The organism is Thermoactinomyces intermedius (assembly GCF_013912365.1).
In the GTDB taxonomy this organism is placed as follows: domain Bacteria; phylum Bacillota; class Bacilli; order Thermoactinomycetales; family Thermoactinomycetaceae; genus Thermoactinomyces; species Thermoactinomyces intermedius.
The window spans coordinates 97,323-111,157 of sequence record NZ_JACETT010000035.1 but is presented as its reverse complement, the minus strand read 5'-3'; the positions used below and the strand labels follow the sequence as shown (position 1 = coordinate 111,157).

Here is a 13,835-nt window from a genome sequence, read left to right as displayed (position 1 = left end):
GGAAGGGGGATGGCGTTGAAAGAGCGCAAAATGACCATGGAAGAGCGAATCGAAGCTTTCTTCCGGCAATCCGGCGGCCCAAACAACAGCAAAATCGAAAAGCTCTTGGATGAACATTTGCGAAACGGAAAAGACCACGGAATGCCGGGAAGGAAAGAAACGTTTGAGGATGCGGTCATCTGGACGGTTATGCATGATCCCAGCCTGTTGCTCTTGTTTGAGCGGATTTAAAAGTGGAGGACGGGGCGTTCAGAAAAGCAACAACAGCTTTTACAGTTGGAAGAAAAGATCAAAAACTTGGAAACGGAAATTAAAAAATTGACAGAAAAAATAAAACCTTACGTTTAGGCTGAAATTATTTTCAGATTCGGGTAAGATGTAGAAGAGGAGGCGATGAAACATGCCAAACTTGGAACAATTAACTTTGCCTGTGGTTGCAGCGCCGATGTTTCTGGTATCCGGCCCGGAATTGGTGATCGAGTGTTGCAAAGCCGGAATCGTCGGTTCATTTCCTTTGTTAAATGCAAGGACGTCCGAAGATTTGGATGTTTGGATGAAAAAAATTACGGAATCCATCGAAGAATTGGAAAAAAACCAAACCGTGGCCCCTTGGGCGGTCAACCTGGTGGTGCACCGGACCAACCGGAGATATGAGGAAGATTTGAAAGCGATCCAAAAATACAAGCCGCCCATTGTGATCACGTCCCTCGGCAATCCGGCGCCCGTGGTGGATGTTGTGCACGAATACGGCGGATTGGTGTTTTCGGATGTGAGCACTTTGCCTCATGCCAAAAAAGCCGCGTCTGCCGGTGTTGACGGATTGATTCTGGTTTGTTCCGGCGCAGGGGGGCATGGCGGGACGATCAACCCGTTTGCGTTCATTGGTGAAGTGCGCAAATTTTGGAACGGAAAGACGATTCTGGCCGGAAGTATTTCCAACGGCCGCGATATCCTGGCAGCCAAAGTAATGGGAGCGGATCTCGCTTACATGGGGACGCGTTTCATTCCGACGGTTGAAAGTTTGGCCAGTGAAGATTACAAAAACATGCTGATTGAGTCAGACTTGGATGATATCATCTACACCGACGCATTCAGCGGTGTCAATGCCAACTATTTGAAACCGAGCATCGAAAGAGCCGGTTTGGATCCGGAGCACTTGGAGAAAAAGGGAACCGTCGATTTCTCCAAAATGAATGAAACCGGTCCCAAAGCATGGAAAGACATTTGGTCGGCCGGCCACGGAGTGGGTCAGATCCGGAAAGTCCAAACCGTTCAGGAAGTGGTGGCGGAGCTGAAGCGGGAATACGAGGAAGCGGTTGGAAAAATCTCTTAAAAGACGGAAAAGGGACGACCCGGAAAACCGCGGTGATTGGCGTTCATTCGTTGCCATCCGGGCCGTCCGGCATTTTTTGTCCCGGGATCACGGATAAAAAGAGGAAAAAGAAAGGATGAAACGAATATTTATAGTTAATTGTTGATCTTCTTTACAAGATGAGATCACATGGTTTAACATAGTGGCTGTTGGTATGGGATACATAATGATGAATAGTAAGTTCCCCGGGTTTATAGGGGCTTTTTTCCTGTTCATGGATGTTTGATGTTTATTGAAAAGTTGCTTTACTGTGTTATAATGAAGTGGTTATTGCGGGGAGCGATACTAGTGAATCGGACTGATCATACCATATGATAGATTTGTGATGCAGGAGGTAACTGTGTAATGAAGGCAAGCTGGGAAAAAACAGAAAAAAACAAAGGTATCCTTACGGTCGAAACAGATGAGCAATCGGTTCAAGACGCACTGGACCAAGCGTTCAAAAAAGTGGTCAAACAAGTGAATGTCCCCGGATTCCGCAAAGGGAAAGTGCCGCGTGCCATCTTCGAAAAACGGTTTGGCGTCGAAGTGTTGTATCAGGACGCTCTCGATATCCTGCTGCCCAAAGCTTATGAACAAGCTGTGGAAGAAACGGGAATCGTGCCGGTGGACCGTCCGGAGATCGACATCGAGCAACTGGAAAAAGGCAAATCGTTGATCTTCAAGGCGACGGTGACCGTGAAACCGGAAGTGGAACTCGGTGAATACAAAGGATTAGAAGTGGAAGTGGATGAAGAACAATTCGCCGTGAAACCCGAAGATGTGGAAAAAGAACTCGAACGCATGCAAAAACAACAAGGTCAATTGGAACCGGTGGAAGATGGAACCGTGGAAAAAGGCGACCGTGTGATCATTGACTTTGAAGGATTTGTCGACGGAGAACCTTTTGAAGGCGGGAAAGCAGAACAATACACGCTGGAAGTCGGTTCCGGAACGTTTATCCCCGGTTTTGAAGACCAGCTGATCGGCATGAAGGCCGGAGAAGAAAAAGAAATTCAAGTCACCTTCCCGGAAGAATACCATGTTGAAGATTTGAAAGGGAAACCGGCCACCTTCAAAGTGAAACTTCACGAAATCAAACGGTTGAACCTGCCGGAGCTGGACGACGAATTTGCTCAGGATGTCAGCGAGTTTGACACGCTCGAAGAATTGAAAGCCGACATCGAGAAAAACATGAAAGAAAAAGCGGAAAAAGACAAAGAAAACTTCATCCGCAATGAACTGGTGGAAAAAGCGGCGCAAAATGCAACAGTGGAAATTCCGGAAGTGATGATTGAAAACGAAACGGAAAACATGTTGCGCCAATTTGAACAACGCTTGATGTACCAAGGCTTGAACCTGGAAACCTATGCGCAATTCACCGGCCAGGATCAAGAAGCGTTAAAAGACCAGTTCAAAGAAGATGCGGAAAAACGCGTTCGCGCCGATCTTGTTTTGGAAGCCATTGCCAAAGAAGAGCAAATTGAAGTCAAAGATGAAGAAGTGGAAGAAGAAATCAAACAAATGGCTGAAGAAATGGGCCGCGAAGCGGATGAAGTGCGCCGCATTCTGGAAAATCAAGGTGCCCTTGATTCCGTGAAGGATCAACTTCGCATGAAGAAAACGATCGATCTACTTGTATCGAACAGTAAAAATAAGGCATAATGATGATAGGAGATGAAGTGAGGCACGTGAAAACGTGCCTTGTTTTTCAAATTTTTCACTCCGAAATGAGGTGTTTTTAATGCCTTTGGTGCCAATGGTGGTAGAACAGACCAATCGGGGAGAGCGCTCCTACGATATCTATTCCAGACTGTTGAAAGACCGCATTATCTTTTTGGGAGGGCCCATTGATGATAATGTGGCCAATTTGGTTGTTGCCCAATTGCTGTTTTTGAGTGCGGAAGACCCGGAAAAAGACATTTATTTGTACATAAATTCACCAGGTGGTTCCGTAACCGCCGGTATGGCGATTTACGACACCATGAATCATGTTCAGCCGCAAGTCTCCACCATTTGCGTCGGGCTTGCCGCCAGCATGGGAGCCTTTTTGCTGGCCGCCGGTGCGAAAGGAAAGCGCTTGGCGCTGCCAAACAGCGAAGTGATGATTCACCAACCTCTGGGAGGCGCCCGGGGACAAGCGACAGACATAAAAATTCATGCAGACTGGATCCTGAAGACTAAAGAGAGAATCAACCGGATCTTGTCTGAACGAACGGGGCAACCGATTGACAAGATCGCCCGGGACACGGATCGCGATTATTTCATGAGTGCCGAAGAGGCCAAGGAATACGGCATCGTGGACCAGGTGATGGCCATCAATCGTTGAAAGGGGTGAGAGAGAAGATGTTTAAGTTCAATGAAGAAAAAGGACAATTGAAATGTTCTTTCTGTGGAAAATCCCAGGATCAGGTGCGCAAGCTGGTCGCCGGACCTGGTGTATATATCTGTGACGAATGCATTGAATTGTGCAATGAAATTGTGGAAGAAGAATTGGGCAATGAAGAAGAAATCGATCTGCAAAACTTGCCCAAACCACAAGAGATCTGCGCTATTCTGGAGGAATACGTCATAGGTCAGGAAGAAGCGAAGAAAGCTTTGTCCGTTGCGGTTTACAACCACTATAAGCGGATCAATTCTTCGCAGAAATCCGATGATGTTGAACTGCAAAAAAGCAACATCATGATGGTGGGACCGACGGGGAGCGGGAAAACCCTTCTTGCCCAAACATTGGCCCGCATCCTGAATGTCCCGTTTGCGATTGCGGACGCGACTTCGCTGACGGAAGCGGGTTATGTCGGGGAAGACGTGGAAAACATCCTGCTCAAATTGATCCAAGCGGCGGATTACGATATTGAAAAAGCGGAACGCGGGATCATCTACATTGATGAGATTGACAAAGTCGCCCGCAAATCTGAAAATCCGTCGATCACCCGTGACGTGTCCGGTGAGGGTGTCCAACAGGCGTTGCTGAAGATTTTGGAAGGAACCGTAGCCAGTGTGCCGCCGCAAGGAGGGCGCAAACACCCGCACCAGGAGTTCATCCAAATTGACACCAGCAACATTTTGTTTATTTGCGGGGGCGCCTTTGACGGATTGGAAACGATCATCAAACGGCGGATCGGCAAGAAAGTGATCGGTTTTGGAATGGACCAGCAAAACGTCAACATGACACCGGGCGAATACCTGAAGCTGGTGTTGCCTGAAGACCTCTTGAAGTTTGGTCTCATTCCGGAATTTGTGGGAAGGCTTCCGGTTATTTCCACATTGGAACCGCTCGATGAGAAAGCGCTGGTGCGCATCTTGCTCGAGCCCAAAAATGCACTGGTGAAACAGTACAAAAAACTGTTGGAAATGGACAATGTCGAATTGTCCTTTGAACAAGACGCGCTGGAGGCCATTGCCAAAGAAGCCATCAAGCGCAAAACGGGGGCCCGGGGACTCAGGGCGATCATCGAGTCCATCATGCTGGATGTCATGTTTGAATTGCCTTCGCGCGATGATATCGTCAAATGTGTCATCACCAAGGACACGGTGGTGCAAGGGGGAAGCCCGAAACTTTACACCCGTGAAGGGCGCGTCATTACAACAAAAAAAGAAGAATCTGCTTGAGGAAGAATGGGATTTGGGCATCTGCTGGAGAAATAGCAGATGCTTTTTTCTATGGTTCATGATATGTTAAAATGTAGTAGTTTCTGATCGAATTAGAAGCAGTTCTACGTCGCGGGTAGAGCTGCTTTTTCGATTAACAAAGGGGTGAGGAAATTTGTTACAAATCGTTTCAGTGGAGCGAGAAAAATTTTTGGATTTCGTTGAGACGCAACCTTACAGAAATTTCTTACAGTATCCGTCTTGGGCGGACTTGAAGTCCGAATGGAAATGGTTACATGAATTTTTGGGATGGGCGACGAAAGACGGCAAATTGGTGGGCGGAGCTGTTGTATTATACAGGAAGGTGCCCGGATTAAATAAATATTTGGCATACATACCCCGAGGACCGATGATCGATTGGTTTTCAAGTTATTCCCTGACCGATTGGTTCCATCCTTTGTTTCACCACTTGAAAAACCGTAATGTATTCTCCGTGAAAATGGATCCGCCGCTTGTCAGCAAAAAGTGGTCTGCGAACCGGATTTCCCAAGCTGTTCAGGAATTTAAATCCCATGGATTGAAAAATAAACGTTTGACAGACATTTTGCCGGATCAGGTCTTCAATGCGGTGGAATATGTGAAACAGGAATTGGCGGAGATGGGATGGAGACAAAACGGCGGGGAAGACAGTTTCGACACCGTGCAACCGCAGTTTGTCTTTCGCCTGAACATGAAAGGAAAATCGTTGGAGCAGATTTTTTCGGGTTTCCATCCGGACTGGCAACAAAGGATCCGGGACGCGGAAAACAGCGGAGTGCATGTTTACCTGGGAACCGAAAACGATTTGCCGGAGTTTCACGAGTTGCTCTCGCTGACGGCCAAACGGGAACAATCCAATGTCCGGGATGTTTCTTATTTTGAAAAAATGTTTGAAACATTGGTATTGGAAAATCCTTACCGGATCCGGCTTTATTTGGCACGGAAAGACAATCAGTTGTTAAGCGCCTCGCTGGCGGTGAGAGTGGACGGGCATACATGGGATTTGTACAATGCCCGGCGCAGTGATTCATACGAAGATCCGTCCGCGTACCTGCTGCGTTGGAAGATGATTCAGGATGCTTACCGGCATGGCGACACCATATTTGATTTCCGGGGAATTTCCACGGTTTTGGATGAAAACAACCGGTTATTTGAATTGCTGCAATTTAAAATGGGTTTTGGCGGTGAAGCCTGTCAATTTATGGGAGAATGGGATTACCCGGTCATCCCGATGCTGCACTGGGCTTTCGACATGTACATGAAAAGCCGTTGATGCCACGATTTTGGTGCTTTTTGGCTATTGAAAAAGCATGAGTATCCCTTTCCTCCTGCGGTCATAATACAGAAAAAGCAGACGGTGTCTGTCCAAATTGCAGGGAGGAAAGGAAGGGGCCTATGAACTGGACTTCTTTACTTATGTTTTTACAAGTGTTTTTCTCCATCATTATCGGGATTTATTTCTGGAGTTTGTTAAAAAGCCAACAATCCAGCCGCAGTGCGGTAAATAAAGAATCACGCAAAGAATTGGAAAGGCTCCGGTCCATGCGCGAGGTCTCTTTGACCGAACCCCTGGCGGAAAAAACCAGGCCGGCCAAACTGGAGGACATTGTCGGACAAGAAGAGGGCATTCGTTCGTTAAAGGCGGCGTTGTGCGGACCGAATCCGCAGCATGTCCTGATTTACGGGCCGCCCGGAGTCGGGAAAACAGCGGCTGCGCGCCTGATTTTGGAGGAAGCGAAAAAGAACCGTTTCTCTCCCTTTAATGAAAAATCCAAGTTCATTGAAATCGATGCGACCACGGCCCGCTTTGATGAACGGGGCATTGCCGACCCTTTGATCGGTTCGGTGCATGATCCGATTTATCAGGGAGCCGGAGCCATGGGAATCGCCGGGGTTCCCCAACCCAAACCGGGAGCGGTGACCAAGGCGCATGGCGGGGTTTTGTTTATCGATGAAATCGGGGAATTGCATCCCGTGCAGATGAACAAACTGTTAAAAGTGTTGGAAGACCGCAAGGTGTTTTTGGAAAGTGCCTACTACAATGAAGAAGACACCAATACCCCCCGGCATATTCATGACATTTTCCAAAATGGTTTGCCGGCTGATTTTCGCCTCATTGGTGCAACCACACGACCTCCTGAAGAAATTCCTCCGGCCATCCGGTCACGCTGCATGGAGATTTTTTTTCGACCGCTGTTGGCGCATGAAATCGAGAAAATCGCCACCGATGCCCTGGAGAGGATTCATTTTGATTACAGCCCGGAAGCCGTTCAGGTGATCATGCGTTATGCGATGAACGGGCGCGATGCGGTGAATATTGTCCAAACCGCAGTGGGCGTGGCGTTGAGTGAACAGCGCAACCGGGTGGAAGCCCGTGACGTGGAATGGGTTGTAAACAGCAGTCAGTTAAATCCGCGCCCGGAATTGAAAATGCCGGAAAAAGCACAAGTGGGGCTCGTCACCGGATTGGCCGTGCTCGGCCCGCACATGGGGGCGACTTTGGAAATTGAAGTGTCGGCAACCCGCGCGGCAAAAGATCAGGGAACCGTCCGGATTACAGGAGTGGTCGAAGAAGAGGAAATGGCCAACCGGCAGCGGACATTGCGAAGAAAAAGCATGGCCCGGGGTTCGGTGGAAAATGTGATGACGGTTCTGCGAAAAATGGGGTTGCAACCGGATGATTACCATTTGCACATCAATTTCCCCGGCGGTGTGCCGGTGGATGGCCCTTCGGCGGGAATTGCCATGGCCACGGCGATTTATTCCGCCATTAAAGGCATTCCGATGGACCCCAAAATGGCCATGACCGGAGAGTTAAGCATTCACGGATATGTGAAGCCCGTGGGAGGCATCATTGCCAAAGTGGAAGCGGCCAAGCAGGCAGGAGCTGAGAAAGTGTTGATTCCCAAAGAAAACATGCAGTCGATTTTTATGCAGTTGGAAGGGATTGAAGTGATTCCTGTTGAACGCATTGAGACGGTTTTTGAACTTGCTTTTGGCCGGGAAAAATCCGTGGAAATGCCGGTTCTTTTTTCACCCACTTCGGCTCCGGTATAATATAGGAATGCAGAGTCCACTTTTTGTTCCGGCTGCGGGCCGCTGCCGGCGGTTGCCCTCGTGTCGTAGACAAAAAAGAATGAATAAGATAAAATCGTACAAAGCTGGCATCCTGTTCCTTGTGTTGACAGCAACGGAGGTGCATGTATGGCTGTAAAAGAAGGGGAACAACATGTATTGCCTCTTTTGCCATTGAGAGGCTTGGTTGTATTTCCCACCATGGTTTTGCATTTGGATGTAGGAAGAGAAAAGTCGGTTCAAGCATTGGAAAAGGCAATGGTGGACGACCAAAATTTGATTTTGCTTGCAACGCAAAAGGAGCTTCAGATAGAGGAACCCACCGAAGACGATATCTACCGGACCGGTACGATTGCAAAGGTTCGTCAAATGTTGAAGTTGCCAAACGGCACCATCCGGGTGCTTGTGGAAGGTTTGAAAAGAGCAAGCATCATTGAATACCTCGATGATGAAGATTGTTACATCGTCCGGTATGAAGAATTGGCGGAAGAAGAAGAAGACGGTCTGGATACGGAAGCGCTGATGCGGGCGGTGTTGGAGCATTTTGAACAATATCTGCGCTTGTCCAAAAAGCTTTCGCCGGAAACGTATTCGGTCGTGGCGGATATTGATGAACCGGGACGGCTGGCGGATGTCATTGCATCACATCTTCCGCTGAAGATTGCAGACAAGCAAACGATTGTGGAAACGTTGAACGTTCAGGCCCGTCTCGAAAAATTGTTGTCCATGATCCATAACGAAAAAGAAGTGCTGGAGTTGGAGAAAAAGATCAACTCCCGGGTCAAAAAACAGATGGAAAAAACGCAGAAAGAATATTATCTGCGTGAGCAAATGAAGGCCATTCAAAAGGAACTGGGAGAAAAAGAAGGGCGCATGGGCGAAGTGGAAGAATTGAGGCAAAAACTGTCCGAGTTAAAAGCGCCGGAAGAGATCAAAGAAAAGATTGACAAGGAAATTGACCGTTTGGAAAAAATCCCGACCAGTTCCGCTGAAGGCGGTGTGGTTCGCAATTATATCGATTGGTTATTGGATTTGCCGTGGCTTCATGAAACCGAAGACGATCTCAGCCTGGAGAAAGCGGAAAAAGTGCTGGACGAGGATCATTACGGATTGGAAAAAGTAAAGGAACGGGTGCTGGAGTACCTGGCTGTGCAACAGATTGTCAAGAAAATGAAAGGCCCCATTCTTTGTCTGGCCGGCCCGCCGGGAGTCGGAAAAACTTCCTTGGCACGTTCCATTGCCCGTGCGCTGGGACGGAATTTTGTCCGTGTCTCATTGGGAGGCGTGCGGGATGAAGCGGAGATTCGCGGACATCGCCGCACTTATGTCGGTGCCATGCCGGGCCGGATCATTCAGGGAATGAAACAAGCGCAAAGCACCAATCCGGTCTTCTTGCTGGATGAGATTGACAAGATGTCCATGGATTTCAGAGGCGATCCGGCCTCTGCGCTCTTGGAAGTCCTGGATCCGAATCAAAACCAGGCATTCAGCGATCACTACATTGAGATTCCGTATGATTTGTCCAAAGTGATGTTTATCACCACGGCCAATGTGATTCACAATATTCCCCGTCCGTTGCTCGACCGGATGGAGGTCTTATACATTTCGGGTTATACAGAAATTGAAAAAGAGCACATTGCCAAAGACCATCTGTTCCCCAAACAGTTAAAAGAACACGGTTTAACCAAAGAAAACATGCAAATCCAGTCGGGGGCATTGTTGAAATTGATCCGGAATTACACGCGGGAAGCCGGGGTCCGGAATCTGGAAAGAACGATCGGAACCTTGTGCCGGAAAGCGGCCAAGCAAATTGTCTCCGGCAAGAAAAAGAAAGTGGTCATTACATCCAATAATTTGGAAAAATATTTGGGACCGGAGCGTTTCCGTTACGGACGGGCGGAAGAAAAGGATCAAGTCGGGATTGCAACCGGCCTGGCCTGGACGGAAGCGGGCGGGGACACGTTGTCCGTGGAAGTTTCCTTGTTGCCCGGAAACGGTAAGCTCACATTGACGGGGAAATTGGGAGACGTGATGAAAGAATCGGCCCAAGCCGCATTCAGTTACATTCGTTCCCGCGCCAAGGAATTGAACATTGATCCGTCTTTCCATGAAAAACACGACATTCACATCCACGTTCCGGAAGGAGCCATTCCCAAAGATGGCCCTTCAGCCGGAATTACCATGGCTACCGCTTTGGTTTCCGCATTGACCGGAATTCCGGTTTCCCGTTTTGTCGCGATGACCGGGGAAATCACATTGCGCGGACGGGTGCTGCCCATTGGCGGATTGAAGGAAAAATCGTTGAGTGCCCACCGGGCGGGTATCAAACATGTGTTGATCCCCAAGGATAATGAAAAAGATCTTCAAGACATTCCCAAAAGCGTGCGGAAAGAATTGGAGTTTACAGCGGTGGAGCACATGGATGAAGTGTTGCGGTTGGCGTTAGTGAGGGATCCTTATGCTGGTGAAGAAAGCTGAGTTTGTGATCAGTGCGGTGAAACCGGATCAATACCCCGATGACGCCCTGCCGGAGATTGCTCTGGCCGGGCGTTCCAATGTGGGCAAATCATCGCTCATCAATTGTCTGATCAGAAGAAAAAATCTGGCGCGTACCAGTTCAAAACCCGGGAAAACCCAAACCATCAATTTTTACCGGATCAATGACCTTTTTTATTTTGCGGATGTTCCCGGTTACGGATTTGCCCGCGTTCCGAAAGCGATGAAAAAACAGTGGGGAAAAATGATGGAAACTTATCTGCTGGAACGGGAACCGCTCAAAGCGGTGATCCAAGTGGTTGATTTGCGACACCCACCCTCGAAAGATGATCAGAATATGTACGAGTTCTTAACGTATTATTCCATCCCGACATGGGTCGTGGCCACCAAGGCAGATAAAGTTCCGAAAGGAAAATGGCAAAAGCATGCCAAGATCATCAGGGAAACTTTGAAAATGGAAAAAGAAGATCCGTTCCTTCTCTTTTCCGCGCAAACTGCATATGGTAAAGAGCAGTTGTGGAACTTGATTGAGGAACAAGTGAACGCAAATCAGGAGTAGACGGAAGAAAGGGTGGGAGAATGGAGAAAAAAGTTCGTGTTGCGGTTTTGTTCGGAGGAAGATCCGGGGAGCATGAAGTCTCTTTAAATTCGGCCGCATCCGTGATCCAGGCGATTGACCGGAACCAATACGAAGTGATTCCCGTTTGGATTTCGCATGAAGGACAATGGCATTTCGGGGAAAAAGCGATTCCGGCCATTGCCGGCTTGCTTGAGAAAGAAGTTTGCGAGCAATTGCAAACACATTTGCCGGCGCTTGTGTCCAAAGGAAGCGGAACCTTGCCTGCATTTGCCCCGCATGAAGTGGATGTGGTGTTTCCCGTTTTGCACGGCACATACGGTGAAGACGGGACCATTCAGGGCATGTTGGAAATGGCGCAGATCCCTTATGTCGGAGCCGGGGTGTTGGCATCGGCCGTCGGCATGGATAAAGTGTTGGCCAAGAAAGTGTTTGAACAAGAGGGGCTTCCGCAAGGCAAATACGTTTATTTCTTGAAATCAGAACTTAAAAAAGACATCCAAAGAGTGATCGAAAAAGTGGAACAAGAGCTTGGCTACCCCTGCTTTGTCAAACCGGCCAATCTGGGTTCCAGCGTGGGGATTTCCAAGGCCAAAGACCGTGAGGCATTGGTGGAGGCTTTGCAATTGGCTGCCCAATATGACCGGAAAGTGATTGTGGAAGAGTATATTCCCGCACATGAGGTGGAAGTGGCCGTGTTGGGAAATGATGAACCGCAAGCTTCCATGCCGGGGGAAATCGTATCTTCCAATGAATTTTATGATTATAAAGCCAAGTATATTGACGGGAAATCCGTGATGCGGATTCCGGCGGAACTTCCGGAAGAGACAACCGGCAAGGTCCGGCAACTGGCAATTCAGGCATACAAAGCCATTGATTGCAGCGGCTTGGCGCGGGTGGACTTCTTCATCCGCAAGGACAACGGCCGGGTGTTGATCAATGAGATTAACACCATGCCGGGCTTCACGCCTTACAGCATGTATCCAAAGTTGTGGGAGCATTCAGGGGTTTCCTATCCGGAATTGATTTCCAAACTGATTGAGTTGGCACTTCAACGTTACGAGGAAAAGTCCAATTTGAAAACCGTTTTTGACCTTTAAGCAAAAAAGGGCTGTCGCGATTTGCACAGCCCTTTTTCTTTTGCTTAAAAATCAAAGGATTCATCCGGTTGCCGGGTCAGGATGAGCGGCCCGTCTTTGGTGATCGCCACGGTGTGTTCGTATTGCGCCGACAAACTCCCGTCCACTGTTTTGGCCGTCCATCCGTCCTCCATGATTTTGACCAAATGCTTTCCCAAGTTCAGCATGGGTTCAATCGTGATCACCATTCCTTCTTTCAATTCCGCTCCCTGGCCGGGCGGGCCGAAATGGGGAACTTCGGGGAGTTCATGGATGCGCCGGCCGATCCCGTGACCGATAAACGATCGGACCACCGACATTCCGTTTTGCTCGGCATAAGACTGGATGGCATGGGAAATGTCCCCGATTTTGTTGCCGGGTTTGGCTTGTTCAATGCCTTTATACAATGCGGTTTTGGTGACGGTTAATAAGTTTCGGGCCGCTTCGGAAATCTTTCCCACTGCATAAGACCAAGCCGAGTCGGCCAGCCAGCCGTCCAGGTTGACGACCATGTCAATGCAAACAATGTCTCCTTCTTTCAGCGGTGTTTTCCGGGGGAAACCGTGGCACACCTCATCGTTGACTGAAGCACAGGTGGCATAGGGATAGCCCATGTAACCTTTTTGTTCCGGGGTGGCCCCGTGCTGCTTCAAAAACTGTTCCACCCATTCGTCGATCTCAAGTGTTGTCACTCCCGGCCGAATTCGTTTTTTCAAGTGCTGATGACATTTGGCAAGAAGTTTTCCCGCTTCATGCATTTTGCGGATTTCTTGGGGGCTTTTTAAAGAAATCATTCCGCGATCTCTCCCTTGTTTTCTTCATCGGAATGTGTACGGTTTTCCACCAATAAGTTATTCACGAACCATGGAGGGATTGCAAAAAGGGTAAGAAAACCACCGGTATCCCCGGTTGTCCCATTTTCATGCACCGGAGCCGGTGGTTTTGGCTGACGATGGCCCCATTATTTTTTGGAGATAAAAACCAGTCCCAAGATCACGATCAAAACGGGCCAGTAAGCATGAAAGACCGAAGTGATCGGGGAGACCAAAGGAAGTTCGGTGATGCCCGGGTATGCAAAAATTCCCGTCAATATCAAAATCACCCCGACCAAAGCCGTGATTTTGCTTTTGTTAATGGTAAATTGCAACAAAACGACCAATCCGAAAAGAGCAACCAATATGCTCCAGTGTTTGGGCCATCCGTTGACGTATTTCAGGCCCCAGACCATGATACTGATGGTGGCGGCGAAACCGGCCCACAAAGTCAGCGCGCTGATTTTCTTCAAGATTCCGACATAAAGCAAAAGGACACTGAACAAGAATAAGAGAAACGGCCATGTGATCAAAGAAGCAATAGAAGTGAGATCGGTTTGGACAAGCAGAAGGATGATTCCGACCAGTGTGATGATAAAACCGAGAATCTTTGTTTGCATAAACCCTTCTCCCTTTGTCAATAAGTAGAATTTTCCTATAACATCTTATCACAATTTCAGCAGGAGCAAGGTACAGATTTATCGATCCGGCCGGGTTTATCCTGCCGGCCGTGAAGAAAAAAATGAAGAAAAGAATTGGGAAACAGAAAACGGCAC

The 13,835-nt window shown here is 48.4% G+C and carries 12 protein-coding genes; 10 read left to right on the top strand and 2 right to left on the bottom strand.

The genetic code is table 11. The annotated features are described in order from the left end of the window. Nucleotides 1-15 precede the first annotated feature (15 nt). From H1R82_RS14665 to H1R82_RS08950, 10 genes are all read left to right on the top strand, one after another. A complete protein-coding gene (locus H1R82_RS14665; RefSeq protein ID WP_232333875.1) occupies nt 16-231 on the top strand; it encodes a hypothetical protein in 216 nt (71 codons plus the stop codon). 169 nt (nt 232-400) lie between these two features. After that, a complete protein-coding gene (locus H1R82_RS08990) occupies nt 401-1,333 on the top strand; it encodes an NAD(P)H-dependent flavin oxidoreductase (protein WP_037993563.1) in 933 nt (310 codons plus the stop codon). 384 nt (nt 1,334-1,717) lie between these two features. Next, nucleotides 1,718-3,016, top strand: coding sequence for a trigger factor (tig, locus tag H1R82_RS08985; protein WP_181731803.1), 1,299 nt, complete (start codon nt 1,718-1,720; stop codon nt 3,014-3,016). Nucleotides 3,017-3,095: 79 nt separating this feature from the next. Beyond that, nucleotides 3,096-3,680, top strand: coding sequence for an ATP-dependent Clp endopeptidase proteolytic subunit ClpP (clpP, locus tag H1R82_RS08980; protein WP_181731802.1), 585 nt, complete (start codon nt 3,096-3,098; stop codon nt 3,678-3,680). 17 nt (nt 3,681-3,697) lie between these two features. Beyond that, a complete protein-coding gene (clpX, locus tag H1R82_RS08975) occupies nt 3,698-4,963 on the top strand; it encodes an ATP-dependent protease ATP-binding subunit ClpX (protein ID WP_181731801.1) in 1,266 nt (421 codons plus the stop codon). A 172-nt stretch (nt 4,964-5,135) separates the two neighbouring features. After that, entirely contained in the window at nt 5,136-6,254 is a 1,119-nt protein-coding gene (locus H1R82_RS08970) for a lipid II:glycine glycyltransferase FemX (protein ID WP_309544813.1), read from the top strand. Between the two features lie 122 nt (nt 6,255-6,376). After that, complete coding sequence (lonB, locus tag H1R82_RS08965) at nt 6,377-8,038, top strand: ATP-dependent protease LonB (protein WP_181731799.1); 1,662 nt, start codon at nt 6,377-6,379, stop codon at nt 8,036-8,038. Nucleotides 8,039-8,185: 147 nt separating this feature from the next. Then, on the top strand, nt 8,186-10,534 hold the full coding sequence (lon, locus tag H1R82_RS08960) for an endopeptidase La (RefSeq protein WP_181731798.1): 2,349 nt from the start codon (nt 8,186-8,188) through the stop codon (nt 10,532-10,534). Beyond that, on the top strand, nt 10,515-11,111 hold the full coding sequence (yihA, locus tag H1R82_RS08955; protein WP_181731797.1) for a ribosome biogenesis GTP-binding protein YihA/YsxC: 597 nt from the start codon (nt 10,515-10,517) through the stop codon (nt 11,109-11,111). Before lon ends, yihA begins: the two co-directional genes overlap by 20 nt. Nucleotides 11,112-11,131: 20 nt before the next feature. Then, nucleotides 11,132-12,229: a D-alanine--D-alanine ligase gene (locus H1R82_RS08950; protein WP_181731796.1), complete on the top strand. Its 1,098-nt coding sequence runs from the start codon at nt 11,132-11,134 to the stop codon at nt 12,227-12,229. A 44-nt stretch (nt 12,230-12,273) separates the two neighbouring features. Here H1R82_RS08950 and map read toward each other — a convergent pair whose 3' ends face one another. Together map and H1R82_RS08940 are read right to left on the bottom strand one after the other, a co-directional pair. Continuing rightward, nucleotides 12,274-13,041 (bottom strand): type I methionyl aminopeptidase, encoded by a 768-nt coding sequence (gene map / locus H1R82_RS08945; protein WP_181731795.1) that lies wholly within the window; start codon nt 13,039-13,041, stop codon nt 12,274-12,276. 167 nt (nt 13,042-13,208) lie between these two features. Beyond that, nucleotides 13,209-13,679 (bottom strand): hypothetical protein, encoded by a 471-nt coding sequence (locus H1R82_RS08940; protein ID WP_181731794.1) that lies wholly within the window; start codon nt 13,677-13,679, stop codon nt 13,209-13,211. Nucleotides 13,680-13,835: the final 156 nt, after the last annotated feature.